The 25,414-nt window shown below is 65.0% G+C and carries 23 protein-coding genes and 1 pseudogene; 12 read left to right on the top strand and 12 right to left on the bottom strand.

Annotation, left to right across the window (positions count from 1 at the left end):
• Positions 1 to 8: 8 nt before the first annotated feature.
• Entirely contained in the window at positions 9 to 1,901 is a 1,893-nt protein-coding gene (locus ACVWZM_RS00615) for a putative bifunctional diguanylate cyclase/phosphodiesterase (protein WP_456851447.1), read from the bottom strand.
• 398 nt (positions 1,902 to 2,299) lie between these two features.
• Here ACVWZM_RS00615 and ACVWZM_RS00620 point away from each other — a divergent pair, with 398 nt between their 5' ends.
• From ACVWZM_RS00620 to ACVWZM_RS00630, 3 genes are all read left to right on the top strand, one after another.
• A complete protein-coding gene (locus ACVWZM_RS00620; protein WP_137479616.1) occupies positions 2,300 to 4,048 on the top strand; it encodes an ATP-binding protein in 1,749 nt (582 codons plus the stop codon).
• A 98-nt stretch (positions 4,049 to 4,146) separates the two neighbouring features.
• Positions 4,147 to 4,725, top strand: coding sequence for a peroxidase-related enzyme (locus ACVWZM_RS00625; RefSeq protein ID WP_076826497.1), 579 nt, complete (start codon positions 4,147 to 4,149; stop codon positions 4,723 to 4,725).
• A gap of 8 nt (positions 4,726 to 4,733) precedes the next feature.
• Positions 4,734 to 5,246 carry an MgtC/SapB family protein gene (locus tag ACVWZM_RS00630; protein ID WP_456851449.1) on the top strand — a complete coding sequence of 171 codons (513 nt, stop codon included), beginning with the start codon at positions 4,734 to 4,736 and terminating at the stop codon, positions 5,244 to 5,246.
• On the opposite strand, the gene ACVWZM_RS00635 is transcribed toward ACVWZM_RS00630, so the two are convergent.
• Positions 5,207 to 5,833: a ParB-like protein gene (locus ACVWZM_RS00635; RefSeq protein WP_057019711.1), complete on the bottom strand. Its 627-nt coding sequence runs from the start codon at positions 5,831 to 5,833 to the stop codon at positions 5,207 to 5,209. The genes ACVWZM_RS00630 and ACVWZM_RS00635 overlap by 40 nt on opposite strands.
• Positions 5,834 to 6,269: 436 nt before the next feature.
• On the opposite strand from ACVWZM_RS00635, the gene ACVWZM_RS00640 reads away from it, so the two are divergent.
• The 6 genes from ACVWZM_RS00640 (at position 6,270) to ACVWZM_RS00665 (ending at position 11,092) form a co-directional block, all read left to right on the top strand.
• On the top strand, positions 6,270 to 6,611 hold the full coding sequence (locus ACVWZM_RS00640; RefSeq protein ID WP_057019710.1) for a hypothetical protein: 342 nt from the start codon (positions 6,270 to 6,272) through the stop codon (positions 6,609 to 6,611).
• 181 nt (positions 6,612 to 6,792) lie between these two features.
• Positions 6,793 to 7,092 (top strand): acyl carrier protein, encoded by a 300-nt coding sequence (locus tag ACVWZM_RS00645; protein WP_024582229.1) that lies wholly within the window; start codon positions 6,793 to 6,795, stop codon positions 7,090 to 7,092.
• 9 nt (positions 7,093 to 7,101) lie between these two features.
• A complete protein-coding gene (locus tag ACVWZM_RS00650; protein ID WP_057019709.1) occupies positions 7,102 to 7,578 on the top strand; it encodes a 3-hydroxyacyl-ACP dehydratase FabZ family protein in 477 nt (158 codons plus the stop codon).
• On the top strand, positions 7,571 to 8,755 hold the full coding sequence (locus tag ACVWZM_RS00655) for a beta-ketoacyl-ACP synthase (RefSeq protein ID WP_057019708.1): 1,185 nt from the start codon (positions 7,571 to 7,573) through the stop codon (positions 8,753 to 8,755). Before ACVWZM_RS00650 ends, ACVWZM_RS00655 begins: the two co-directional genes overlap by 8 nt.
• Before the next feature lie 106 nt (positions 8,756 to 8,861).
• Positions 8,862 to 10,139: a beta-ketoacyl-ACP synthase gene (locus ACVWZM_RS00660; RefSeq protein WP_028344597.1), complete on the top strand. Its 1,278-nt coding sequence runs from the start codon at positions 8,862 to 8,864 to the stop codon at positions 10,137 to 10,139.
• Between the two features lie 17 nt (positions 10,140 to 10,156).
• Positions 10,157 to 11,092 carry a lipid A biosynthesis lauroyl acyltransferase gene (locus tag ACVWZM_RS00665; RefSeq protein ID WP_456851451.1) on the top strand — a complete coding sequence of 312 codons (936 nt, stop codon included), beginning with the start codon at positions 10,157 to 10,159 and terminating at the stop codon, positions 11,090 to 11,092.
• Positions 11,093 to 11,184: 92 nt separating this feature from the next.
• Here the strand turns inward: ACVWZM_RS00665 and ACVWZM_RS00670 are convergent, their stop codons facing one another.
• The 7 genes and pseudogenes from ACVWZM_RS00670 to ACVWZM_RS00700 all read right to left on the bottom strand — a co-directional run bounded on the left by ACVWZM_RS00670 (position 11,185) and on the right by ACVWZM_RS00700 (position 19,670).
• On the bottom strand, positions 11,185 to 12,294 hold the full coding sequence (locus ACVWZM_RS00670; RefSeq protein WP_456851453.1) for a polyamine ABC transporter substrate-binding protein: 1,110 nt from the start codon (positions 12,292 to 12,294) through the stop codon (positions 11,185 to 11,187).
• 6 nt (positions 12,295 to 12,300) lie between these two features.
• Positions 12,301 to 13,470: an aminotransferase gene (locus tag ACVWZM_RS00675; RefSeq protein ID WP_456851455.1), complete on the bottom strand. Its 1,170-nt coding sequence runs from the start codon at positions 13,468 to 13,470 to the stop codon at positions 12,301 to 12,303.
• Between the two features lie 8 nt (positions 13,471 to 13,478).
• A complete protein-coding gene (locus tag ACVWZM_RS00680; RefSeq protein WP_016848419.1) occupies positions 13,479 to 13,808 on the bottom strand; it encodes a rhodanese-like domain-containing protein in 330 nt (109 codons plus the stop codon).
• A 136-nt stretch (positions 13,809 to 13,944) separates the two neighbouring features.
• Positions 13,945 to 15,870, bottom strand: coding sequence for a potassium transporter Kup (locus ACVWZM_RS00685; protein ID WP_092085565.1), 1,926 nt, complete (start codon positions 15,868 to 15,870; stop codon positions 13,945 to 13,947).
• Positions 15,871 to 16,025: 155 nt separating this feature from the next.
• A pseudogene (locus ACVWZM_RS00690) lies at positions 16,026 to 17,925 on the bottom strand (potassium transporter Kup).
• Positions 17,926 to 18,037: 112 nt separating this feature from the next.
• Complete coding sequence (locus ACVWZM_RS00695; RefSeq protein ID WP_016848417.1) at positions 18,038 to 18,868, bottom strand: OmpA/MotB family protein; 831 nt, start codon at positions 18,866 to 18,868, stop codon at positions 18,038 to 18,040.
• A gap of 28 nt (positions 18,869 to 18,896) precedes the next feature.
• Entirely contained in the window at positions 18,897 to 19,670 is a 774-nt protein-coding gene (locus tag ACVWZM_RS00700; RefSeq protein WP_016848416.1) for a motility protein A, read from the bottom strand.
• Positions 19,671 to 20,044: 374 nt separating this feature from the next.
• Here ACVWZM_RS00700 and ACVWZM_RS00705 point away from each other — a divergent pair, with 374 nt between their 5' ends.
• The gene (locus ACVWZM_RS00705; protein WP_456851457.1) at positions 20,045 to 21,025 is read left to right on the top strand and encodes an NADPH:quinone oxidoreductase family protein; all 981 of its coding nucleotides are present in this window, start codon (positions 20,045 to 20,047) and stop codon (positions 21,023 to 21,025) included.
• A gap of 296 nt (positions 21,026 to 21,321) precedes the next feature.
• Positions 21,322 to 21,510 carry a hypothetical protein gene (locus ACVWZM_RS00710; protein ID WP_016848414.1) on the top strand — a complete coding sequence of 63 codons (189 nt, stop codon included), beginning with the start codon at positions 21,322 to 21,324 and terminating at the stop codon, positions 21,508 to 21,510.
• Between the two features lie 6 nt (positions 21,511 to 21,516).
• Here ACVWZM_RS00710 and ACVWZM_RS00715 read toward each other — a convergent pair whose 3' ends face one another.
• Positions 21,517 to 21,828, bottom strand: a complete 312-nt coding sequence (locus ACVWZM_RS00715; protein ID WP_229189756.1) for a hypothetical protein — start codon at positions 21,826 to 21,828, stop codon at positions 21,517 to 21,519.
• Positions 21,829 to 21,870: 42 nt separating this feature from the next.
• Here ACVWZM_RS00715 and ACVWZM_RS00720 point away from each other — a divergent pair, with 42 nt between their 5' ends.
• Positions 21,871 to 22,104: a hypothetical protein gene (locus ACVWZM_RS00720; RefSeq protein WP_057019701.1), complete on the top strand. Its 234-nt coding sequence runs from the start codon at positions 21,871 to 21,873 to the stop codon at positions 22,102 to 22,104.
• 20 nt (positions 22,105 to 22,124) lie between these two features.
• Here ACVWZM_RS00720 and ACVWZM_RS00725 read toward each other — a convergent pair whose 3' ends face one another.
• The gene (locus ACVWZM_RS00725) at positions 22,125 to 23,396 is read right to left on the bottom strand and encodes an NAD(P)/FAD-dependent oxidoreductase (RefSeq protein WP_168855720.1); all 1,272 of its coding nucleotides are present in this window, start codon (positions 23,394 to 23,396) and stop codon (positions 22,125 to 22,127) included.
• A gap of 42 nt (positions 23,397 to 23,438) precedes the next feature.
• Positions 23,439 to 25,100, bottom strand: coding sequence for a thiamine pyrophosphate-binding protein (locus tag ACVWZM_RS00730; RefSeq protein WP_456851459.1), 1,662 nt, complete (start codon positions 25,098 to 25,100; stop codon positions 23,439 to 23,441).
• Between the last annotated feature and the right edge of the window lie 314 nt (positions 25,101 to 25,414).

The raw sequence follows: 25,414 nt of genomic DNA on the forward strand, positions 1-25,414 counted from the left end.
GGCAGGCGTCAGGCGACCGAGACAGCCTTCTCGTGATCCGACGACAGGAGCTTGCGGATTTCAGCCGATGACACCGGCCGGCTGAACAGATAGCCCTGCATCTCGGTGCAGCCGAGGATGCGCAGCAGGTTGCGCTGCTGCTCGGTCTCGACGCCCTCCGCGGTCGTGGTCATGTCGCTGGCAGCGGCGATGTTGACGACGGCCTGGACGATCGTGGACGACGCGCCGGTCCCGGCGAGATCCTTGATGAAGGCGCGATCGATCTTGATCTTGTCGAAGGGGAAGCGCTGCAGATAGCTCAGCGAGGAATAGCCGGTGCCGAAATCGTCGAGCGCGATACGGACGCCGAGTTCGCGCAGCTGATGCAGGATATCGAGCGCAGCCTCGTCGTCGCGGATCAGCACCGCCTCGGTGATCTCGAGCTCGAGCCGCGAAGGTGCCAGACCTGTCGCGGCGAGCGCGGCGGCGACGTTGAGTGCCAGCGTCTGGCTCTTGAACTGGATCGGAGACACGTTGACCGCAACATGAACATGCTCCGGCCAGTTCATCGCCTCGCGGCACGCGGTGTTGAGCACCCAGTGACCGAGATCGTTGATCAGGCCGGTGTCCTCGGCGATCGGGATGAAATCCGCCGGCGAGATGGTGCCGCGTTCGGGATGACGCCAGCGCACCAGCGCCTCGCAGCAACTGACCTGCCCCTCCTCGAGATGGAGCAGCGGCTGATAGTGCAGCTCGAAGCTGCCGTCGGCGATCGCCTGGCGCAGCTCGAGCTCGAGGCTGCGCCGCGCCTTGGCGCGTGCATCCATGCCGGTCTCGAAGAACCGGTAGGTGCGGCGGCCGTCGCTCTTGGCCCCGTAGAGCGCGAGGTCGGCATTGCGCAGCAATTGATCGATGTCGAGGCCGTCGGCGGGCGCAACGGCGATGCCGATGCTGGCATCGGTGGTGATCAGATGCCCGCTGCAGTCGATCGGCCGGCGGATCGACTGATAGATCGCAGCGAGGAGCTGCATGGTCTCGGTCTGATCGCGGACGGTGGTCTGGATCACGGCAAACTCGTCGCCGCCGAGCCGCGCCGCGACGTTGGTGTCCCCAACGCAGCCGCGCAGGCGGTCGGCGATCGCCCTGAGCAATTCGTCGCCGATCTGATGGCCGAGCGCGTCGTTGACGGCCTTGAACTCGTCGATGTCGATATACATGACCGCGAGCTGCTGATCCGGCCGGATCGCCTTCAGCGCCCGCTCCAGGCGTTCGCGGAACAGCACGCGGTTCGGCAGGTCGGTCAGCGCATCATAATGCGCCATGTGGGCGATCTTGTTCTCGGTGCGCGCACGCTCGGTGACATCCTGGATGGTCGCCACCCAGCCGCCTTCCGGCAGCGGCTTGTTGACGATCTCGATCGCGCGCCCGCCCGGCGCCTGCGTCAGCTGACGCGTGGCGCGGCCAAGCTTCACGTTGCCGATGATGGCGTCGCAGAAGTCGTCGACATCGCCGTCGAACGAGCCCGTCTCCTGTCTATGCGCAATCAGCCGGTGCATCGTGCAGCCGGGCTTGGCGACGTCGGGCGAAAGCCCGAACATCTCGATGTAGGGGCGGTTGCAGATGATGATGCGCGCCGATGCATCGTAGAGCACGAGGCCCTGCGGAATGTTGTTCACGGCGGTCATGAGATTGCGGCGTTCGCTGGCGAGCCGCTCGTCGGAGATTTCGTGCCGCTTGAGCAACAGGAAGACGATCACGGCCATGATCGCGAATGCCGCCATCAGCAGGCCTTCGCGCTCACTCCATTGCGCGGTCGCGCTTCCGAGCAGGCTGCCGACCAACAGGCCGGCACAGAACGCCAGCCCCTTGGTCGAGCCAGCATCGGCATTTCCTGACGATGAATTGCGGTATTCGATGCGCACGCTGATCTCTCCCAGGGCGCGGCATCGTTACGCAGCACAAATGGAAAGGTCGTTACAACTCGCAGTTAGCAATCGGTTACGCGATACCGGGCGACAGGGTATGACAAATCGCGCCCAATGCCCCGTAAACCTACGGAGCTGCCGATGCACTCCTCAGAGATGGTGAATCCCGCCTTAACGGAAAAACCGGGAAACAAACGCGGCTGTGCCGGAAAGCGACGATTCCGCCGCCGATGCGCGCGACAGCGCGTAATCTCCCGGTACGATAGAAACAAATCGTCACCGGGAAGGTGTAGATTTAGCCGATGCGGAACCCCGGCGATTTAACGGTTTTTCCAATCCCGGGCGGGCATATTGGTCCGGACATTTAGATTTTGAGAACGAGCCAGGCTGGAACTGTGACACCCTTCGGACGTGTGATCTCTGTGCGCGGCTCGCAGGCCCGGGTTGGGCTGCTGGCGGGCGGCCAGATGCAACTTTCGGAAATGCGAGCGACCGTCGGCCGGTTCGTCAGTATCCGCTGCGCGAGTTCGGTCATTGTCGCTATGATCACCGAAGTGACGTGCGAGAACCTACCGGCGTCCGACGAATACATGGCGACCGCCTCGGTCGACCTGCTGGGCGAGATCCTGGGCGGCGACCGCCCGAAATTCCAGCGCGGTGTCACCCACTATCCGACCATCGGCGACAGCACCGATCTGATCACGAACCAGGAGCTGCGCACGGTCTATGCGCCGAGCGGCTCGGACCAGATCAATGTCGGCACGCTGCAGCAGGATCGTTCTGTCATCGCCTATGTCGACGTCGAGGAGATGCTGTCCAAGCACTTCGCGGTGCTCGGCTCGACCGGCGTCGGCAAGTCGACCGGCGTGTCGCTGCTGCTCAACGAGATCCTGAAGTCGCGGCCGAACCTGCGCATCTTCCTGCTCGACGTGCACAACGAATACGGCCGCTGCTTCGGCGAGCGCGCCCAGGTGCTCAACCCGCGGAACCTGAAGCTGCCGTTCTGGCTGTTCAACTTCGAAGAGATCGTCGACGTGCTGTTCGGCGGCCGGCCCGGCGTGCCCGAGGAGCTCGACATTCTCGCCGAAGTGATCCCGATGGCGAAGGGCATCTACACCCAGTACCAGAACTCCGACCGGGTCGGTCTCGGGCTGAAGCGCATCGACCCCAAGCAGGTCGGCTACACCGTCGATACGCCGGTGCCCTATCGCCTCGTCGACCTGATCTCGCTGATCGACGAGCGCATGGGCAAGCTGGAGAACCGCTCTTCGCGCATCATCTATCACAAGCTGATCTCGCGCATCGACGCGGTGCGCAACGATCCGCGCTACGCCTTCATGTTCGATAATGCCAATGTCGGCGGCGATACAATGGCCGAGGTGATCAGCCATCTGTTCCGCCTGCCCGCCAACGGCAAGCCGATGACGATCATGCAACTCGCCGGCTTCCCCGCCGAAGTCGTCGATTCCGTGGTGTCGGTGCTGTGCCGCATGGCGTTCGATTTCGGGCTGTGGAGCGACGGCGTCTCGCCGATGCTGTTCGTCTGCGAGGAAGCGCACCGCTACGCCTCGGCCGACCGCAATATCGGCTTCGGGCCGACCCGCAAGGCGGTGTCGCGCATCGCCAAGGAAGGCCGCAAATACGGCGTCTATCTCGGCCTGATCACCCAGCGTCCGGCCGAGCTCGACGCGACCATCATCTCTCAGTGCAACACGCTGTTCACAATGCGCCTCGCCAACGACCGCGACCAGGCGCTGCTACGCTCCGCGGTCTCGGATGCCGCCGCCAACCTGCTGTCCTTCGTGCCCTCGCTCGGCACCCGCGAGGTGCTGGCGTTCGGCGAAGGCGTGGCGCTGCCGACCCGGCTGCGCTTCAAGGAGGTGCCGCCGCACCAGCTGCCGCGCGGCGAGGCCACCATCGCCACGGTACCGTCGGTCACCGCCGGCCATGACATGCATTTCGTCAGCGCCGTGCTGGAGCGCTGGCGCGGCGCCACCTCGCATCGCGATAGCCCGAGCGGCGACGCCAACTTCAACTCTCCGGCGCCGGCGCGCACCATGGCGCCAGCCGAGGCGCCGATGCTGCAGCCCTCGCTCGGCCTCGATCCGGACCGCTTCTCGCTGCTGAAGAAGCCGCTGCGTTAGCCGAATTCCGCCAAGGCGCCGATGCGCCTTGCGCCCAAGGCGTCATCCACTATGGTCTCGCGTGACGCCGCATCCAGGCGGCACGCCGGAACCATCTCATGACGCAGCCGACCGCAAAACGCTTCCCGACGCCCGCTCTCGACAAGCTCCCCGAGGACATCCGCGCCCGCATCCTGGCGGTGCAGGAGAAATCCGGCTTCGTGCCGAACGTCTTCCTCACCTTGGCCTATCGCCCCGACGAGTTTCGCGCCTTCTTCGCCTATCACGACGCGCTGATGGAAAAGGACTCCGGCCTCTCGAAGGCCGAGCGCGAGATGATCGTGGTGGCGACCAGCGCCGCCAACCAGTGCCAGTATTGCGTGATCGCCCACGGCGCGATCCTGCGCATCCGCGCCAAGAATCCGGAGATCGCCGACCAGATCGCGGTCAACTACCGCAAGGCCGACATCACGCCGCGGCAGCGCGCGATGCTCGACTTCGCCATGAAGGTGAGCCGCGCCGCTGAGGAAGTCTCGGAGGCGGACTTCGCCACGCTTGCGGCCCACGGCTTCAGCGACGACGACGTCTGGGACATCGCCGCGGTTGCGGCATTCTTCGCGCTGTCGAACCGGCTCGCCAACGTCACCGGCATGCGGCCGAACAGCGAGTTCTACATGCTCGGCCGGCAGCCGAAATAGAGGACGCCTTGGCGGACTGGAGCGAGATCGTCCTGCGTCTCGGCTCGGCCACCCTTGCCGGTTGCGCGATCGGGCTCGACCGTGACCTGCGCGGCAAGCCGATCGGCCTGAAGACGCTGGGTCTCGTCAGCCTTTCGACGGCCATGGTCGTGCTGCTGGCATTGCAGGCCGTCGAGCCCGGCAAATTCACCGACGCGGTGAGCCGCGTGATCCAGGGCGTGCTGACCGGCATCGGATTCCTCGGCGCCGGCGTGATCGTGCGGCAGGGCGACCGCTTCCAGGTCCGCGGCCTGACCAGCGCCGCATGCGCTTTCTTCGCCGCTTGCGTCGGCATCGTCTGCGGCGCCGGACATTGGCCGCTCGTCGTCACCGCCGTCGCGCTGGCGTTCCTGCTGTTGACCTTCGGCAAGCGGACCGAGCGGTGGCTGCACCACTTGCTCGGCGGCAGGGAGGATCAACACGGGCCGGCGGTCGCGGCAGATCAGTCGTCAGATGCCGGCCCGCACCAGCCGGGCAAATAGACCGCGTCCTTGCTGCGGCCGAGCGCCAGTCCCTTCTCCAGCGCCTTGGCGAAATTGTTCTCCACCGTCTTGCGCGGGATGTGGCGGCGCAGGAAATCGGCCCACAGGAATTCGCTGAACGGCGTCGTGTCCTTGGCAAAGCCGCCCGCCCGGCGCATCTCGCCGGCGAGGCTGCGGAACGGATCGTCCCTGAGGTCCTTGATCGATTTCGGAATGTCTTTGAAGTGGCGGCGCTCGCCCTTGGAATCGTAGGGATAGACCCAGCGCTTGTTGTCCATCACGCCCCAGAACACGTCACGCTCGACCATCGTGAGATCGCCGATCACCGTGACCAGGATGTCCTTGACGCCCTCGTCGTGCAGCGCCCGCGCCATGTGATGGTGATCGACCACGTAGTAGCGATCGTCGGGACCATGGACGACCGGGATCATGTGCTTGCCCAGCAGTTCGGCGCGCTTCTTGTCCGACTTGTGCTCGCGCCAGCGCTTCCGCTTCTCCGTCACCTCCTGCATGCCGACCGTCATCTGGGTCGGCCGCAGCGACAGGATCGGGACCGGTTTGACGTAAGGCTCGCGCGTGTGGGCCATGACTTATGCTCCCTTTTGACCGGCACTCCGGAACGGGTTCCACTATGTCATGAGCCCGCAGGCGGGTGAAAGAGTCCGGTGTGCCGGAATGGCTTCACGAAGCGGTGGGGGCCGATGGCCGGATGGTCCGCCCTCGGCTGTCGATGCTCCCGGGCTGTCAATGCCCGGGCTGCCAATGCCCGGGCGCGCAGCCTCAACCTCCGTGACGGCGTTGCAGCGCAAACTGTGCATGCGCGAAGGTCGAACAAGTGTGTCGACATCGGCTTGGTCATCGCAATGCCGAGCATCCCGCGCTCCGCAGCAGCCGCCTCGACGGCAAGCCAGTTCCTGGAGGTGATCGACGCATGAATACCACCTCTGCGCGCACCAAGATTTTAGGTGTGAAGTGCAGCGAACATGCTAAACATAACCGGCGACGCGACCGGACTGACAAACAGTGAAGACGCAGCGGCCAATCTCCTCGGATGCCGAGCACGTGGTGCTCAAATTCCGGCCGCGTACCTCGGCGCAGCCGCCCGGCAAGCGCGAGGAGCCGCACCGAACGACGCGCCCGGCTTCCGTTGCCAACGATCTCTCTCGCTATGAGAAGCCGCGCGAGGAGCCCGACGATTTCCGCCAGCGCATGCTCGCCAACATCGCCGCCTTCGCCTTCACGGTGGCGCTCACCGCGATCGGCATCTGGCTTGCCATGAGCATCGCCGATTTGCGCAAGACCCAGGATTGCGTGCTGATGGGCCGCCGGGATTGCGCGAAGATTACGGTGATGCCGCGCAGCTAGGCTGGCCGGAACCCTGCCCAAAAACCGTCCTTGCGATGCCGGCCAAGCTCCATTGAACTAACGGCCCTGCTCCGATATACGGGCACACGACTCCGGCACCAGCAATCGGGCATTCCGGGGCAACGCGCCCGCCTCCTCTGAGCCGACCCGGAATTACCTTCAATATATCAAAGGCTTAATGATGTCCTCCACATTCGAGCAGATCGCCAACATTATCGCGGAGACCTGCGACATCCCGCGCGACACGATCAAGCCGGAGAGCCACGCGATCGACGATCTGGGGATCGACAGCCTCGACTTCCTCGACATCGCCTTTGCCATCGACAAGGCCTTCGGGATCAAGATGCCGCTCGAAAAGTGGACCCAGGAGGTCAACGACGGCAAGGCCACGACGGAGCAGTATTTCGTGTTGAAGAATCTCGCCGACCGCATCGACGAGCTGGTTGCAGCCAAGAACGCGGGCACGGGCACGGGCTCGTAATCGCCCATCATGCAGCTCGAGATCTTTCAGCTGATTGATCGGATCGTCGACCTCAACCTCGACGCAAGGACCATTGTCGTCGAGGCGGATGTTCCGCCCGACAGCCATTCGGTGTTCGCGGGGCACTTCCCGGGCTACCCGATCATGCCCGGCGTGCTGCTGACCGAAGCAATGGCCCAGAGCTCGGGCTGGCTGATCCTTGGTCTGACCAAGTTCGAGCGCATGCCCTTCCTCGCCATGGTCAAGGAAGCCAAGATGCGCGGCTTCGTCAGCCCCGGCTCGGTCCTGACCATCGAGGCCAAGATCGAGCACGAAGGTTCAGGCTTCGCCGTGACCTCGGCGAAGGTTCGCGTCGGCAAGGAGCTCAAGTGCAATGCCGAGCTGACCTTCCGTCACATCCCCTTCCCCAGCCCGGACTTGCGCGTGCACATGGATGCGATGGCCGCCAAGATCGGGTTTCCGCAGCAGGCAATGAGTAATGGCTGAGAAGGAAGTCTGGATCACCGGCGTAGGCCTGCTCTCCTCGCTTGGCGAGGGACTGGATGCGCATTGGGAGGCGCTCGGCGCCCGGCGCGTCAATGCCGACGAGAAGCGTCTCGCGCCATACGTGATCCATCCGATCGCTCCCGTCAGCTTCGACGCCCAGATCCCGAAGAAGGGCGATCAGCGTCAGATGGAAACGTGGCAGCGGATCGGCACCTATGCCGCCGGGCTGGCGCTCGATTCCGCCGGCGTCAAAGGCAATCAGGAAATCCTGTCGCGGATGGACATGATCATCGCAGCCGGTGGCGGCGAGCGTGACCTCACTGTCGACCTCGCGATCATGAACGCCGACGCACAGGGCAAGTTGCCGCCAGCCCTCCTCAACGAGAAGCTGATGAACGAGCTGCGCCCGACGCTGTTCCTGGCGCAGCTCTCCAACCTGCTCGCCGGCAACATCGCGATCGTTCACGGCGTGTGCGGGACCTCGCGCACCTTCATGGGCGAGGAAGCCTCGAGCATCGACGCGGCACGGATCGCGGTCGCGCGCATCGGGGCCGGCCAGAGTGACATCGCCTTGGTCGGCGCCGCTCATAACGGCGATCGCGGCGACCTCTTGATGCTCTATGCATTCGGCGATCTCGCCCTCAAGGACCAGCATAGCTCGGTCTGGGCCCGCAGGAACAACCCGGGCTTTGCCATCGGCTCCGCCGGCGCCTTCCTCGTGATGGAATCGCGCGAACATGCCGAGGCCCGCGGCGCAAAGCCGTACGCCAAGCTGACCAAGGTTGTCGCCGACCTTGCCCGACGCAAGGAGCCGGGCGCCGTGACGAAATCGCTGCAGGCGTTGTGGCCGCAGCTCGGCGTCAGCGGCGACAACGGTATCCTGATCACGGGCGCGACCGGCGCCGAGCCTGCGACCGCCGAAGAGCGCGCATTCCTCAGCCAGCATGCCGGCTTAGCCGTCCGCGCCACCGGAACGACCTTTGGCCACACCATGGAGGCGCAGTTCCCGCTTGGGCTCGCGCTGGCCGCGTTGTCGATCTCGCGCGGCGCGCTCTATCCGGCCAACGACCCGACCGGGCTGGAGGTTGAAAAGACCGAAGCACCAACCCAAATTGTGGTGTTGGGGGTCGGCCACTGGCAGGGCGAAGGCATGGCACTGGTCGAGGCCGTCAGTTAGAGCATGATCCGGAAAATTGTTTCCGAACATCATGCTCGAACAAACAACTAGGGTGCGATGAAGCTCATCGCGCTTTAAGTCCGGCGCAAGCACCGACGGGGAAACCATGACAGCACCACGCGATAAATTCGGCCGACCGATCGTCGTCGTGACCGGCATGGGAATCGTGACGTCGCTCGGCGGCGGCAAGACCGACAATTGGAAGCGCCTCACCGCGGGCGAGTCCGGCATCAAGACCGTGACACGCTTCCCGCTCGACAGTATGAAGACGACGATGGCCGGCGCCGTCGATTTCGTCACCGTCGACCCGTTCTCCTCGACCAGCCTGTCGCAGCGTCTGGCGGAGATCGCGACCGAAGAAGCGCTCGAGCAAGCCGGCATCGGCAGCAAGGGCGACTTTCCCGGCCCGCTGTTTCTGGCAGTCGCCCCGATCGAGACCGAGTGGCCGCAGCGGCTCGAAGTCGCGCGCGAGGTTCCGACCAAGGACTTTGGAATCATCGAATACCTGGCGACCTGCAGTGGCGGGAAGTTCGCGCACTTTCACCGGCGCTTCACCTTCGGCTCCGTCGCGCTCAACCTCGCCGAGACCTTCGGTACCAAAGGGTCCCCGATTTCGCTGTCGACGGCTTGCGCCTCCGGTGCGACCGCGATCCAGCTCGGCGTCGAGGCGATCCGCCGCGGCGAAACCGATGCGACGCTGTGCGTCGCAACCGACGGCTCGGTGAACCCGGAAGCCATGGTGCGCTTCTCGCTGCTGTCGGCTCTCTCCACCCAGAACGACCCGCCGCAGGCCGCCTCGAAACCGTTCTCGAAGAACCGCGACGGCTTCGTGATGGCCGAAGGCGCCGGCGCGCTGGTGCTCGAGAGCTACGAGGCCGCGATGGCCCGCGGCGCGCGCATCCTCGGCGTCGTCGCCGGCTGCGGCGAGCTCACCGATTCCTTCCATCGCACCCGCTCGGCCCCGGACGGCAAGCCGGCGATCGGCTGCGTGCGCAAGACACTCGCCGATGCTGGAATGGAGCCCGAGCAAATCGATCACATCAACGCGCACGGGACCTCGACGCCGGAAAACGACAAGATGGAGTATCTTGCGACGTCTGCCGTGTTTGGCGAACACACCAAAAACATTCCGGTGTCGTCGAACAAGTCGATGGTCGGCCACACTATCTCGGCCGCCGGTGCAGTCGAGGCGATCTTCTCGCTGCTCACGCTCGAGCATCAGCGGATTCCGCCGACGATCAACTACGAGGTGCCTGATCCCGCGATCCCGTTCGACGTGGTCGGCAACAAGGCGCGCGATGCCAAGGTGACCGCCGTGATGTCGAACTCGTTCGGGTTCGGCGGGCAGAACGCCTCACTGATCTTGACGCGCGAGCCGGCCTAGCGCCCTCGCCTCATCAGATGAAACGTCTGCTCCTTCGCACCAGGGCGCACCTGCGTGACGCCGCGAAGCCCGTGACCGACGCGGCGATCGGCGGGCTGACGATCGGCCTGCTGCGCACGACGCGCTATTTCGATCCCGAGAAGACCGCAAGGTTCTTCGGCCGCGCCGCCCATTTCATCGGCCGCCGGCTGCGCGAGGATCGCATCGGCCGCGAGAACCTCAAGGCCGCCTTCCCGCAAAAGTCACCGGAGGAGATCGAGGAGATCCTGACGGGCGTCTGGCACAACCTCGGACGCATCGGCGCTGAATTCGCGCACATCGACCGCATCTGGGACCACGATCCCCAGAATCCCGACAAGCCGGGTCGCGTCGAATTCTCGGCGCGCAGCAAGCAGCTGTTCGATCAGTTGCGTGACGACGGCAAGCCGGCACTGTTCTTCGCCGCACATCTCGGCAACTGGGAGCTCTCTCCAATTGCCGCCGCAGCGCATGGGCTCGACGCCACCATCCTGTTTCGCCGGCCGAACATCGAAGCCGCCGACCGCGCCATCGAACGCATCCGCGCGGTCAATCTGGGCACGCTGGTGCCGGCCGGCCGTGACGCGCCGCTCAGGCTGGCGCAGGCGCTGAAGAACGGCCAGCACGTCGCGATGCTGGTCGATCAGTATTTGACCAACGGCGTTCCCGTCACCTTCTTCGGCCGCAAGACCACGGCGAATCCGCTGCTGGCGCGCCTGCGCCGGCAGATCGATTGCCCCATCCACGGCACGCGGATCATCCGCCTGCCCGACGGCCGCTTCCGCGGCGAGGTCACCGAGGAAGTCAAGCCGGTGTTCGACGCATCCGGCCAGATCGACATCCAGGGCACCATGCAGGCGATCACCGACGTGGTCGAGGGCTGGGTCCGCGAATACCCGGATCAGTGGCTCTGGCTGCACCGGCGCTGGCGGTAGGCTGGCAGCCCTACCTCGTCATTGCGACGAGCGAAGAGCCTGTCGTCGGGCGCGCGTTCGCGCGATCCGTTGGCTCGCAATGACGGATAGACCTACTTCCCGGTCTTCACCCGCGTCCACAGGCGATTGATGATCCGCTGCGTCGCCGGATCGCGCGCGGTGATCACGAACAGCTTCTTCTGCATCGCTTCGTCGGGATAGATATTCTTGTCGTTGAAGATCTTCGGGTCGATCAGCTTCTGGCTCGCCAGATTGCCATTGGCGTAGGACAGGAAGTTCGAGTTCTTCGCCGCGACCTCGGGACGGTAGAGGTAGTTGATCAGCTCGTAGGCCTCGGCGACATTCTTCGCATCCGCGGGGATCGCGAGATTGTCGAAGAACATCTGCGCGCCCTCCTTCGGGATCGTGTAACCGATCTCGACGCCGGTGTTGGCTTCCGCCGCCCGGCTGCGCGCCTGCATGATGTCGCCCGACCATCCGACCACGAAGCAGATCTCACCCGAGGCCAGCGCGCTGAGATATTCGGATGAGTGGAATTTGCGCACATAGGGCCGGATCTTGATGACGAGATCGGCGGCCTTCTCGAGGTCGGCCTGCTTGGTCGAATTCGGATCGAGGCCGAGATAACTCAGCGCCGCCGGCAGGATGTCGTCGGCGGAATCCAGCATGTGGATGCCGCAATCCCTGAATTTGGCGAGGTTCTCCGGCCTGAACACCATGTCCCAGCTGTCGATCTTCGCGTCCGGACCGAGTATCTTCTGCGCGATCCTGACGTTGTAGCCGATGCCGGTGGTGCCCCACATGTAGTTGGCGCCGTAATTGTTGCCGGGATCGTAAGTCGCAAGCTGATCCGTCACCACAGGCCATGCATTGGCGAGGTTCGGCAGCTTCGACTTGTCGAGCCTGAGGAACACCTTCGCGGTGATCTGGCGCTGCAGGAAGTAGCCGGTCGGCACCACGACGTCGTAGCCCGACTTGCCGGCGAGCAGCCGCGTCTCCAGCGTCTCGTTGGCGTCGAACGTATCGTAGACCACCTTGATGCCGGTTTCCTTGGTGAAGTCCTCGAGGACTCCCGGCGCCATGTAGTTCGACCAGTTGTAGAAGTTGACCGTGCGCTCCTCGGCGTCGGCGGACGCCGAGAGCAGCAGGACCGTCGCGACCGCGCCGACGAAGCTGACGAGACGACGGTTCTGCTCTCGCATTCTGGCCTACCTCTTGCGGCGGTGGACAGCGTCCGACAACCGCTCCAACGCGGCGTCGAGCGTCGAGTCTTTCTTGGCGAAACAAAAGCGCACGACCGACATCACCGCATCCTGCTCGTAGAACGCCGACACCGGGATCGCCGCGACCTTGTAGTCCTGCACGATCCGCCAGCAGAACTCGGCATCGGTCTCGTTGAGCCCGAGAGGCGACAGGTCCACGGTGAGGAAGTAGGTCCCCTGCGACTTCAGCACCGGAAAGCCGATGCTCTCCAATCCCTTGGTCAGGCGGTCACGGCTCCGCGCCATGTCCTTGCGCATGTCGAGGAAATAGTCGTCGGGCTTGCCGAGGCCAAATGCCACCGCCGCTTGCAAATTGGGCGCCGTCGTGAAGGTGAGGAACTGGTGCACCTTCGCAGCGACGCGCAGCAGCGGCGGCGCGGCGCAGACGAAGCCGATCTTCCATCCGGTCAGCGAGAAGATCTTGCCGGCGCTGCCGACCTTGATGGTGCGGTCGCGCATGCCCGGGATCGTGATCAGCGGGATGTGCTCGCGGCCGTCGAACACCACGTGTTCCCAGACCTCGTCGCAGATCGCAACCGCGTCGAATTCCTGGCAGAACCGCGCCAACAGTTCGAGGTCCTCGCGCGGATAGACCACCGCCGCCGGATTGAGCGGATTGTTGAACAGCACCGCCTTGGTCTTGTGGTTGAAGACGCTGCGCAGCATCTCCTCGCTCAGCCGCCACTCCGGCGGTTCGAGCCGCAGCAGCCGCGGAATGCCGCCGGCCTGGCGGATGATCGGCAGATAGGAATCATAGACCGGCTGGAAGCACACCACCTCGTCACCGGGCTCGACCACGGAGAGGATCGAGGCGGTCAGCGCCTCGGTGCCGCCGGAGGTGACCATCACCTCGGTCATCGGATCGAGCTTGAGTCCGTGCCAGTGGCCGTAATGCGATGCGATCGCCTGACGGAGTTCCGGGATGCCCATCATCGACGGATATTGATTGTAGCCGTTGATCGAGGCGTCCGCGGCGGCGCGGCGGATGTCCTCCGGACCGGGATCGTCGGGAAAGCCCTGGCCGAGATTGATGGCGTTGTTGTCGCGCGCGGCCTGCGACATCGCCTCGAAGATGGTGACAGGAAGGTCCGCGAAGACCTTGTTCATGGAGGTCATGTCAGGGATCAGCCGCCGGTCTTGGTCGGCAGTCCCGCCGCCTTCCAGCCGATGATGCCGCCCGCCAGGTGCTTGTCGTAGGGCAGGCCCGCGGCCTGGGCGGCCAGCGAAGCCGTCACCGAGCGCTTGCCGGAGCGGCAGGCGAACACCACCTGCTTGCCCTGCGGATCGGGAATCGCCGCCGGATCGAACGTCGACAGCGGCACTACGACGCCATCGGGATAGGCCTCGACGGCGACCTCGTTGGGCTCGCGGACGTCGACCAGCAGATAGCGGCCTTCCGCTATGCCCTTCGACACCTCGTCCGGAAACAAATCTTCCACCTTGTGGTCCGCCACGGAAATATCCTCCCGATATCAGCTTGGCGAGCGTCGCGCGGCCCGCCGTTCCGGGCCGCAAAGTCGCCTCTTGCGCAGAGAAAATCAAGCGTCCGAAACGGGTTAGATGCCACGCGGAAAAGCTGGATCGTGGCCTCTAGATCGTGACCTGCGTGCCGACCTCGACCACCCGCCCGGTCGGAATCTGGAAATAGTCGGTGGCATCGTTCGACGAGCGGCTCAGCGCGATAAACAGATGGTCCTGCCAACTCGGCATGCCCGAATGCGCCGCCGGCTTCAGCGCACGGCGGGACAGGAAGAACGAGGTCGACATGATGTCGAACTGCCAGCCGAGCTTGCGGGCGATCGCCAGCGTCTTCGGCACGTTCGGCTGTTCCATGAAACCGAACTTCAGCGTCACCTTGGAGAAGGTCTCACTCAGCTGCTCCATCCGCACCCGCTCGGACGGATCGATGCGCGGCGTCGGCGCGGTCTCGATGGTCAGGATGACGTTCTTCTCGTGCAGCACCTTGTAGTGCTTGAGGCTGTGCATCAGCGCGGTCGGCGCGCTGACGGGATCGCTGGTCAGGAACACCGCGGTGCCGGAGACCCGCTGCGGCGGCCGCTTCTCCAGCATCGCGACGAGATCGGCGAGAGGGAATTCCAGCTTGCGCGACTTCTCGAACAACAGGCGGCTGCCGCGCCGCCAAGTGTACATCACCACGATCATGGCGCCGCCAAGCGCGAGTGGAACCCAGCCGCCCTCGAACACCTTGAGCAGGTTGGCGGCCAGGAAGGTGATGTCGAGGAACAGGAAGGGCGCGACCAGCGCGGCGGCCGCGATCGGCGACCAGCGCCAGACCTTCCAGATCACGACAAAACCCATCATCGCCGTCACCACCATGGTGCCGGTCACCGAGATGCCGTAAGCCGATGCCAGTGCGCTCGACGAGCGGAACATCAGCACCAGCACGATGACCGCGATGAACAGGAAACGGTTGATGCGCGGCATGTAGATCTGCCCGGAATGCGCCTCCGAGGTGTGGCGGATCTCGAACCGCGGCAACAGGCCGAGCTGGATCGCCTGCCGCGTCAGCGAATACGCGCCGGTGATGACGGCCTGGCTCGCGATCACGGTCGCCATGGTCGCCAGCGCAACCATCGGGATCAAGGCCCAGTCCGGGAACATGAGGAAGAACGGGTTCTCGATGCCCTTGGGATTGCCGATCAGGAGCGCGCCCTGCCCCAGATAGTTCAGCGCCAGCGACGGCAGCACGATGAACAGCCACGCGGTCTGGATCGGGCGTTTGCCGAAATGGCCGAGGTCAGCATAGAGCGCCTCGGCGCCAGTCACCGCGAGGAAGACCGCACCGAGCGTGATGAAGCCGATCACGCCGTGATGCAGCATGAACGACACCGCGAGAATCGGATTGAGCGCGTATAGCACTTCGGGATGCCGCGCGATCTGCGGCAGCGCCGCGACCGCGATCAGGGCGAACCATACGCACATCACCGGGCCGAAGAAGGCCGCGACGCGCGCGGTGCCGCGCGACTGCACCGCGAACAGGACGACAAGGATCACCACCGTGAGCGGCACGACATAGGGATCGAATGTCGAGGTGACGAGCTTGATGCCCTCGATTGCCGACAGCACCGAGAGCGCCGGCGTGATGACGGCGTCGCCATAGAACAGCGCGCCGCTGATGATGCCGAGCAGCACGATCGCGGCGCCGCCCTTGGTCGCCGCGCGCTGCGCCAGCGCCATCAGCGCCAGCGTGCCGCCCTCGCCATTGTTGTCCGCGCGCAGCAGGATCACGACGTATTTCAGCGTGACGACGACGATCAAAGCCCAGAGGATCAGCGAGAGCACGCCGAGCACCGCATGCGCCGTCACCGCGCCCTCGCCGCCGGCGGCGGCAACGACGGCCTCGCGCAAGGCGTAAAGCGGGCTGGTGCCGATGTCGCCATAGACGACACCGATGCTGCCGAGCATCAGGGCCTTGAAGGTGGCGGTTGAATGCGCCTCACCATTGCCGTTTGCCGCCGGCGTTTCCGCCGCGGTGATCGCACTCTCGGATGACATGGGGAAGCTGTGCCTCTGTCTTCTGCCGCACCGCACAATGCCGGGTCGCAGCGCTATACTCCCGGCAGGAATGCATAGGTTAGCCCGGATTCAGGCCTCCGCCATGCACATCACGCATGGGTCACGGCCGATCAATGTCAGAATCCTGCGCCCGGTCAGATAGTTACCTGGGTACCCACTTCAACCACCCGGCCGGTCGGGATCTGGAAATAGTCGGTGGCATCATTGGCGGACCGGCTCATCGCGATGAACAGGTGGTCCTGCCATTGCGGCATGCCGGACTGGGCCGACGGCTTCAGCGAGCGGCGCGACACGAAGAACGAGGTCGACATGATGTCGAACTGCCAGCCGAGCTTGCGCGCGACCGCCAGCGCCTTGGGCACGTTCGGCGATTCCATGTAGCCGAAGCGCAGCCGCACCGCGGTGAACTTGTCGCTCACCTTCTCCATGTTGACGCGCTCGGATAGATCGACGCGCGGCGTCGGTGCGGTCTCGATGGTCAGGATCACGTTGTGCTCGTGCAGCACCTTGTTGTGCTTGAGATTGTGCAGCAACGCGGTCGGCACGAAGCTCGGATCGCTGGTCAGGAACACCGCGGTGCCCTTGACGATATGCGGCGGCCGCTTCTCCAGACTGTGGATCAGGTCGCGCAGCGGCACCTCGATGCGTCGGGTCTTGGCGACCAGGATGGCGGCGCCGCGGCGCCAGGTCCAGATCATCGTCGCCATCACAACGCCGAACAGCAGCGGCACCCACGCGCCCTCGAACAGCTTCAGGAGATTGGCGCTGAAGAAGGTCATGTCGACGATCACGAACGGCAGGATCAATGCCGCCGCCGACGCCACGCGCCAGTTCCACAGCTTCCAGATCACGATGAAGCCCATGATGCCGTCGGCGACCATCGTGGTGGAGACGGCGATGCCATAGGCCGACGCCAGCCCGCTCGAGGTGCGGAATAGCAGCACCAGCAGCAGCACGCCGATCAGCAGCAGCCGGTTGACGCGCGGCAGATAGATCTGACCGGCATGGGTCTCCGAGGTGTAGCGAACCTCGAAGCGCGGCAAGAGCCCGAGCTGCACCGCCTGGCTGATCAGCGAATAGGCGCCGGTGATGACCGCCTGGCTTGCAATCACCGTCGCGGCGGTGGCTAGCCCGACCAGGGGCAGCAGCAGCACGTCGGGCACCATGCGGTAGAACGAGTTCTCGATCGCGCTGGGATCGGACAGCACAAGCGCGCCCTGCCCGAAATAGTTCAGCAGCAGCGACGGCAGCACGAAGAACAGCCAGCCGGACTGGATCGGCTTGCGGCCGAAATGCCCGAGATCGGCATACAGCGCCTCGCCGCCGGTCACCGCGAGGAATACCGCGCCCAGCGTCACCAGGCCGATGGTGCCGTGGGTCAGCATGAACTGGAGCGCGTAATAGGGATTGATCGCCGCCAGCACCGACGGGTCGTCCATGATGTGAACGAGCCCCATCACCGCCAGCGAGGCGAACCACACCACCATCACCGGACCGAAGGCGGAAGCGACGCGCGCGGTGCCAGAACTCTGCACAGAGAACAGCACGACCAGGATCAGGATCGTCAGCGGCACCACATAGTGCTCGAGATGCGGGGTGGCGAGCTTGAGGCCTTCGACCGCCGACAGCACCGAGATCGCCGGCGTGATCATGGAATCGCCGATGAACATCGAGGCGCCGACCACGCCGAGCGCGAGCAGCGGCCAGCTGCGCCGACCGATCGCGCGCTGGCCGAGCGCCATCAGCGAGAGCGTGCCGCCCTCGCCATTGTTGTCGGCGCGCAGCAGCAACAGCACGTATTTCGCGGGTGACGACGGTGAATAGCGCCCACAGGATCAGGCTGAGCACGCCCAGCACCATGATGCGGGTGACCGGTTGGCCGTGCGCGGCGCCGCCGACCGCCTCACGGAATGCGTAGAGCGGCGAAGTTCCGATATCGCCGAACACCACCCCGATGCTGCCGAGTGTCAGGGCCCAGAAGCTGGAGGTCGGTTGTCCTTCCTGAGCTTCGGTAGATGAGACGCTGACAGCCATGGCGAGGTTGGAACGCCCGATCGGTTGATTTGATCCGCGCGGCTATCGACGCTTCCGCATCGCGTGTCAACCGCGCAACAATGGTAGTTGACGGTAGTATGGTAACCCAGAGCTACGGCTTCAGATCCGGCGGCAGCGGCGGATTTTCCCGCATCAACGTGATGGTCACGCGACGGTTGGCCGGCAGCGTCGGATCGTCGGGAAACAGCGGCTGGCCGTCGGCCTTGCCGGAAACCGCGAAAATATGCGACGGCGGCAGCCCTTCCCGCTCCAGGATCTGCCGCACCGCGTTGGCGCGGTCCGCGGACAGGTCGAAGCCGTCATAATCGCTGCGCGCCGGCACGAAGCCTGCGGCTGTATGCCCCACGATCGCAACCCGCAGCGGCGTCGCCTTCAGCGGCGCGGCCAGCTTCTGGATCAGCCGGCGGGTGCGGTCGTACGGCTCCCTGGAACCGTCCGCGAACATCGAGCGGCCGTCCTGGTCGACGATCTCGAGGTTGAGCCCCTCCTTGGTCTCCTCGAACATGATGTTCTTGGAGATCTCGGTCAGCTCCGGCATGTCCTGCAGCGCCTGGCGGAGCGAGGCCGAGGCGAGCGCAAATTCGCGGTCGATCTTCAGCCGCGCGCCGTTGATCTGGCTGCGCTCCTTCTCGTCCGGCGTCGGATTGGCCGAGGAGTCCTCCGGCGAGATGTGCTCGACGTTCTTCAGCTTCGGCCGGGTCGGCAGGCCGTCGGATTCGACGATGCCGGAATAGCGCACATTGGTCTGCACGCCGAAGGCATCGCGCATCGAGCCGGCGACGATCTTCAGCTTGTTGTTGTCCATGGTGGAGAACGCGACGAGCATCACGAAGAAGCTCATCATCAGGCCCATCAGGTCGGCGAAGGTCACGAACCAGCCGTGACCTCCGGTATGGGCGTCGCCGCGCTTTTTCTTGGCCATCGCTGCGTTTCCCGAAAGCGCGGTCCGGTCAGGCCGGAACCGGCTCGCCTTCCTCCTGGCGATGCTTCTCCGGCAGATAGGCCAGCAGCATCTCGCGCACCAGCGCCGGGCTCTTGGAGTCGCGGATCATCAGGATGCCGTCGATGATCAGCGTGCGGTTGGTCTCCTCGTCAAGCAGCTTGCCGTGCAGCTTGTCGGCGATCGGCAGGCAGAACAAATTGGCGACCAGCGCGCCGTACAGCGTCGCGAGCAGCGCGGTCGCCATGAACGGGCCGAGCTTGGAGGGGTCGGTCATGTTGGCGAACATCTGCACCATGCCGATCAGCGTGCCGATCATGCCGAACGCCGGCGCGCAGTCGCCGATCGCGCGATAGATCTTGCTGCCCTCGTCGAGGTGCATCAGGAAGTTGTCGCGGTCGCGCTCCATGTTGTCGCGGATGAATTCGAGGTCGTAACCGTCGGCGACGTAACGGATGCCCTTGGCGAGGAACGGCTCGTCGGTCTCGACCTTTTCCAGGCCGACCGGCCCCTGCTTGCGGGCGATCTCGGCGATGCGGGCGAGCTCGTCGACGAGGTCGCGGGCCGACAGCCGGCTCATCGTGAAGGCGAATTTGGCGCCGAGCGGCAGCCCATGCAGCATCACGCCCAGCGGGAAGCGGATCATCGTCGCCGCGATCGAGCCGCCGAAGATGATGATCATGGCGTGTTCGGAGATGAACATGTGCAGGTCGCCGCCCATGAACATCATCACCGCGATGACGATGATGCCAGCCAACAGCCCGGCGCCAGTCATGATATCCATAGGAGACTCCAACGCGTACGCAACCTGCCCGTCCTGGACGGCGCGCAGCCCAAGGCGGGCCGCGTGGAAAACCCTAACGTTAACGCCATTAAGGACGCGTTACCGAATTTGGTAGGGATAACAACGGGTAAACGCCGGTCTTTTCGCGATGTCGTTGAAGATGCTGGCTTTCCGCATGCGAGCCTGCCGTCGCATGCGCAAATCCCCTCCCCGTAGAACAACGGACATGGGATAGGTTTGCCGGAAGCGTATTCGCGCGAACTGGCTACCGGCTCGCGTGAAGAAGACGCGTCAACACAAGAATCCGGGGCCCCATTCCGATTCAATCGGAGCGGAAAAGGCTCTCGAGGAAACCAACCAATGAGCAGGACAGGATGAAGGCCGTCGTCGTCGAGCAATACGCGCCCATCGATCAGATCGGGCTGAGGGAGATCGCCACCCCCGAACCCGGCCCCGGACAGATCCGAGTCCAGGTCCACGCCGCGAGCATCGGCTTCGTCGATGGGCTGAAGGTCGAGGGCCGCTATCAGACCAAGGATGTCCTGCCCTTTACGCCGGGCGCGGAATTCGCCGGCGTGGTCGATGCGGTCGCAGGCGACGTCGCCGGCATCGCGCCGGGCATGCGGGTGATGGGCGCGGCGCGCTCGGGCGCGCTGGCCGAGCACATCGTGGTGCCACGCGACGCCGTCGAGATCATGCCCGACGGACTGTCGATGGAGGCCGCCGCGGCCTTTCGCACCAATTACCTCACCGCGCTCTATGCTCTCGGCGAGCGCGGCTCGCTCAAGGCCGGCGAGCAGTTGCTGGTGCTCGGCGCCGCCGGCGGCACCGGCATCGCCGCCATTCAAGTCGGCAAGCTGCTCGGCGCGCGCGTCGTCGCCGCGGCCTCGACGGAGGAGAAGCGCAACTTCGCCGCAAGCTTCGGTGCCGACGCTGTCGTCGACTACACGAAGCCCGACTGGCGCGACGCGCTGAAGGACGCGACCGGCGGCCACGGCGCCGACGTGATCTTCGATCCGGTCGGCGGCGAGGTCTCGCTGCAGGCGTTCCGCTCGATCGCCTGGAACGGCCGCCACGTCGTGGTCGGCTTCGCGGCCGGCAACATTCCCGCTTTGCCGTTCAATCTGCCGCTCCTGAAAGGCGGCTTCCTGATCGGCGTCGATGCCGCCCAGATCGCGCGGCGCGAGCCCGACGCGCAGGCGCGCGTGATGACGCAATTGTCGGCATGGCTGAACGATGGCCGACTGACGCCTGTTGTCGGTAAGGTGTTCGCATTCGACGATTTTCGCGCGGCCTTCACCACCATGCAGACCCGCGCGGCGCTCGGCAAGATGGTGGTGCGGATCGGGTCGTGAGAGAGGCAGCGCTATCGCCTCATCCTCGCTGTCGTCCCTGCGAAAAGCAGGGACCCATACGCCGCGGCGGATGTTGTGAACAGAGCTGGTCATTCCAGCGAAGCACACCAATCAGCACTTGTGGTTATGGGTCCCTGCTTTTCGCAGGGACGACACTGAATGTCGCAAGCCAAGCTTGCCCTGAGGGTCAGAAAAATACGCGACCCTCGCCAAGGTTCGCGAAAATTATCACAGGTTATTGTTACGCGGTTCTGTGCCGCCTTAGCGTTGCGAAGTACGGCATTCGGGGACGAAACATGCAGGACATGCTGACGCATCTCGAAAAGCTTCGCCGCGACGCGGCGGAATGTGCGTTGATCCGAGACCTGGCGACTGACATGCGCAAGCGCGAGTTGTTCAGCAAGCTCGCCGAACATCTCACGGCCCTTGCCGCCGAGGTGGAGGAAACCATCAACGCAGCCCGCAAGGAGGACCAAGTCATCTAGCGAGGCCTACGTCGAGCGTTCGAAAGTATCGACACTTGTCGTGACGGCTCGCCACCAGTTCACGGGCTTCAGGGCCGCCGCTTCGCCCTCGCGGACCGCGACCAGCGCCTCGTCCGACATGGCAATTTGCCGGATGGAACCAACGTCGCAACGGCGCATTGTCATTTCACCCATCGGTTGACAGGTAATATGCCGCCAGTATCGGTAGACGTGCCGATGCTGTAGCATTGCTGGTTCGCCGAGGAGCCTATTCGCCGCAATGTGTTGTATTTCAGGATTCTTTGTCTTGGCACTTTTTGCACATCGAGCATCGAGCATCACGTCGCGATCGCGCGGGCGGATTACCACCAAAGAGGCGCGATGAAGACCGACAAGGCCATCTGGTACGTCTCGTTCGCCATGCGAAATCCTGACGCCGGACATCACCGCTTCGCGCGCCAGACCCGTACCTTCACGACCGAGCAGGACGCCAAGGCGTTTGCGCGCACGCTGCTCGTTCAGACGCAGGACGTCAGCGCCGGAACGATCAATCCGCACGCACCGCGACGCGTGATCGCACCGGCCGCGATCACGGCCTGGGCCGGCGACAGCTGAGGCTTCGCCGCCGTTGCTTCCTACAGGAAGCGCGAGGGCGCAAACGGGGCGAGCGGAATCTCGGGCGCCTTGCCGCTCAGGAGTTGCGCGACCAGCCGGCCGGTCCGGGCCGATCCGACCAGGCCGACATGGCCGTGGCCGAAGGCGTAGACCACATCGCGCGTGGCACGGGCATAACCGATGCAGGGGCGCCCGTCCGGCATGCTCGGCCGATGGCCGAACCAGGTCTTGATCCGCGATGGCGGAATATCCGTCGGCAGCTTCGGGAACATACTGAAGAGGTGCTCGCGCAGGATTTCGGCGCGCTTCCAGTTCGGCGCGGCGTCAAGCCCCGCGATCTCCACCGTGCCGGCGGCGCGCAGGCCCTTGTCGGTCCAGTTGACTACCATCTTGGCATCGGAGGCCATCATCGAATTGCGCGGGCCGGATTCCGGATTTTCGATCATGACGTGATAGCCGCGCTCGGTCTCCAGCGGCAGCGGATCGCCGATCGAGGCGGTCAATTGCCTGGAGCGCGCGCCCGCGGCGACGACGGCGGCGTCGCAGGCGATCTCGCCGCTCTCGGTGATCACAGCGACAAGCCTGTCACCGGCAAGCCTGAGGCCCGTTGCCTTGGCGGCGACGCGTTCGGCGCCGTTCGCGACGGCGTGCGCGGCAAGCGCCGCGACATAGGCGCCGGGATCGCGGCAGCGGCCCGCCTCCTCCACCACGACGCCGAATTTGTAGCGCGGATGCAGATCGGGCTCGCGCTGGCGCATCTCGTCTTCATCGAGCTCCAGCCATTCGATGCCGACGCGCTTGCGGATGCGCCAGCCGAGATCGCGGTCGAACGGCGCGCGTGAGGGAAACACATGCATCACGCCGCGCCGCTCGATCAATTCGCCCACGCCGGCTTCCTCGGCGAGCTGCCGGTGCAGCAGCGGTGCATCCTTCAGGAGATCGCGCATCGCCCGCGCGGTGGCCTCGACCTGCGCCTCGGTCCGGCTCGACAGCAGATACTTGACCAGCCACGGCAAGGCCTTCGGCAGATACGACCAGCGGATCGCCAGCGGCCCGAGCGGATCCATCAGATAGCCCGGCACCTTCTTCCAGGTGCCCGGCTCGGCCGGCGGGATCACCGAATGCGACGAAAGCCAACCGGCATTGCCGTAGCTCGCCGCCTGGGTGCCGCCGGGCTCGCCCGGATCGATCAAGGTTACGCTGTGGCCCGCACGCAGCGCCTCGATGGCGCTGATGACGCCGACCGCGCCGGCCCCGATGATCGCGACGTGACGGGACTTTTGTTTGGGCATGATCTCCTCGGAAAACCGCTTCGCACTTTTCCGGATCATGCCCTACCGCGTGGCCTGCGGCGCAAAATCCTTGCCGACCGACAGCGCACGCTGATCGACCAGGCAGTGCAGGATCGCGGGCTTGCCGGAGGCCAGCGCGCGCTCGAACGCGGGCGCGAAGTCTTCGGTGCGCTCGACCCGCTCGCCATGGCCGCCGAACGCCTTGGCGTAAAGCGCGAAGTCCGGGTTCTTGAGCTGGGTGCCGACGACGCGGCCCGGATAGTCGCGCTCCTGATGCATGCGGATGGTGCCGTATTGCGCGTTGTCGATGACGACGACGATCAGCGGCGCGTCATACTGCACGGCGGTGGCGAACTCCTGCCCGTTCATCAGGAAGCAGCCGTCGCCGGCGAACGCCACGACGACCCGGTCCGGATGATGCCGCTTGGCCATCACAGCCGCCGGCACACCGTAGCCCATCGAGCCCGAGGTCGGCGCGAGCTGCGCGGCGAAAGCGTGGAAGCGATGGTGGCGATGAATCCAGCCGGCGTAATTGCCGGCGCCGTTGCAGACGATCGCATCCTTCGGCAGCCGGTCGCGCAGCCAGGTCACGACCTCGCCATACTGGAAGCTGCCCGGCAGCTCGCGCGGCTTGTCGGTCCAGGCGAGGTAATCCGCGTGCGCCTTGGCCGCCTCGCCCTTCCAGGCCGGCACTGCCGCCGGCATCATGGTCTCGACCGCGGCGGCAAAGGCCGCAGGCGTCGCCTGGATCGCCAGCGCCGGCTGGTAGACACGGCCGAGCTCCTCGGCGCCGGGATGGACATGGATCAGTTTCTGGCTCGGCACCGGAATGTCGAGCAGCGTGTAGGACGAGGACGGCATTTCCGACATGCGGCCGCCGATCAGGAGGATGACGTCGGCGCCGGTGATGCGATCCCTGAGCTTCGGACTCGGGCCGATGCCAAGATCGCCGGCATAATGCGAGTGGTCGGCGTCGAACAGCGAGGCGCGGCGGAACGAGGTGGCAACCGGCAGGTCGAAGCGCTCGGCGAAGCGCGCGATGCCCTTGGCGGCCTCCGCGGTCCAGGCCGAGCCACCGAGCACCACGATCGGCGCCTTGGCGCCGGCGAGCATGTTGCCGAGGCGCTCGAGATCGGCCGGCGCAGGCCAGGTCGCCGCAGGCTCGACCTTCGGCGCGTCGGCGACCGCGGCGGTTTCAGTCAGCATGTTCTCCGGCAGCGAGATCACCACCGGACCGGGCCGGCCCTGCAGCGCGACGCGGAAGGCGCGCGCGACCAGTTCGGGAATGCGATCCGGACGATCGATCTCGACCGCCCATTTCGCCATCGTGCCGAACACCGCCTTGTAGTCGAGTTCCTGGAATGCCTCGCGCTCGCGCATGCCGGTGTCGACCTGGCCGACGAACAGGATCATCGGGGTGGAGTCCTGCATCGCGATGTGCACGCCATGGGCGGCATTGGTCGAGCCCGGACCGCGGGTGACAAAGCAGATGCCCGGACGTCCCGTGAGCTTGCCATAGGCCTCCGCCATCATCGCGGCCCCGCCCTCGGCGCGGCAGATCACGACGTCGATCGGGCTGTCGTGCAAGGCGTCGAGCGCCGCCAGATAGCTCTCGCCCGGCACGCAGGTGACGCGCTCCACCCCTTGCGCGACCAGCTGGTCGATCAGGATCTGGCCTCCGGTGCGAGCATTGCTTTTGGTCATGAGGGCTCCCTGCAAGTACTGGCGCGCGTTTGAGCTTCGCGCGGATCGTGGTCCCACGGGGTATGATAGACGGAAATGGGGTGCAAGGCCGAAGCTGCGTCTCGCGGCCGCAGCGGCGTCAAGCCATGCGGTAGGCAATGGGCAACGCAGTTTCGTCATCGATTTCCGCAGAGCGGACGATCGCCGGCAGGATTGAAGCCGCCGGCCGGCAAGCAACGCAGGTCACGATCGTCCGGCTCGAGGGCGATCTCGTTGCGCTCGCGCGGGACCACGACGCCGGTCCGTGACCCCGATCGGGTCTCGCGCGGCATGAT

The organism is Bradyrhizobium sp. USDA 4501, from assembly GCF_054062115.1.

Excerpts from the sequence above, each read along its gene's own strand:
- ACVWZM_RS00685 (WP_092085565.1), bottom strand. The coding sequence starts at position 15,870 with ATGTCATCCGAGAGTGCGATCACCGCGGCGGAAACGCCGGCGGCAAAC.
- ACVWZM_RS00625 (WP_076826497.1), top strand. The coding sequence starts at position 4,147 with ATGACGCAGCCGACCGCAAAACGCTTCCCGACGCCCGCTCTCGACAAG.
- ACVWZM_RS00715 (WP_229189756.1), bottom strand. The coding sequence starts at position 21,828 with ATGCTCGATGCTCGATGTGCAAAAAGTGCCAAGACAAAGAATCCTGAA.
- ACVWZM_RS00675 (WP_456851455.1), bottom strand. The coding sequence starts at position 13,470 with ATGACCTCCATGAACAAGGTCTTCGCGGACCTTCCTGTCACCATCTTC.
- ACVWZM_RS00705 (WP_456851457.1), top strand. The coding sequence starts at position 20,045 with ATGAAGGCCGTCGTCGTCGAGCAATACGCGCCCATCGATCAGATCGGG.
- ACVWZM_RS00645 (WP_024582229.1), top strand. The coding sequence starts at position 6,793 with ATGTCCTCCACATTCGAGCAGATCGCCAACATTATCGCGGAGACCTGC.
- ACVWZM_RS00720 (WP_057019701.1), top strand. The coding sequence starts at position 21,871 with ATGAAGACCGACAAGGCCATCTGGTACGTCTCGTTCGCCATGCGAAAT.
- ACVWZM_RS00650 (WP_057019709.1), top strand. The coding sequence starts at position 7,102 with ATGCAGCTCGAGATCTTTCAGCTGATTGATCGGATCGTCGACCTCAAC.
- ACVWZM_RS00670 (WP_456851453.1), bottom strand. The coding sequence starts at position 12,294 with ATGCGAGAGCAGAACCGTCGTCTCGTCAGCTTCGTCGGCGCGGTCGCG.
- ACVWZM_RS00665 (WP_456851451.1), top strand. The coding sequence starts at position 10,157 with ATGAAACGTCTGCTCCTTCGCACCAGGGCGCACCTGCGTGACGCCGCG.
- ACVWZM_RS00700 (WP_016848416.1), bottom strand. The coding sequence starts at position 19,670 with ATGGATATCATGACTGGCGCCGGGCTGTTGGCTGGCATCATCGTCATC.
- ACVWZM_RS00635 (WP_057019711.1), bottom strand. The coding sequence starts at position 5,833 with ATGGCCCACACGCGCGAGCCTTACGTCAAACCGGTCCCGATCCTGTCG.
- ACVWZM_RS00725 (WP_168855720.1), bottom strand. The coding sequence starts at position 23,396 with ATGCCCAAACAAAAGTCCCGTCACGTCGCGATCATCGGGGCCGGCGCG.
- ACVWZM_RS00695 (WP_016848417.1), bottom strand. The coding sequence starts at position 18,868 with ATGGCCAAGAAAAAGCGCGGCGACGCCCATACCGGAGGTCACGGCTGG.
- ACVWZM_RS00660 (WP_028344597.1), top strand. The coding sequence starts at position 8,862 with ATGACAGCACCACGCGATAAATTCGGCCGACCGATCGTCGTCGTGACC.
- ACVWZM_RS00710 (WP_016848414.1), top strand. The coding sequence starts at position 21,322 with ATGCAGGACATGCTGACGCATCTCGAAAAGCTTCGCCGCGACGCGGCG.
- ACVWZM_RS00730 (WP_456851459.1), bottom strand. The coding sequence starts at position 25,100 with ATGACCAAAAGCAATGCTCGCACCGGAGGCCAGATCCTGATCGACCAG.
- ACVWZM_RS00655 (WP_057019708.1), top strand. The coding sequence starts at position 7,571 with ATGGCTGAGAAGGAAGTCTGGATCACCGGCGTAGGCCTGCTCTCCTCG.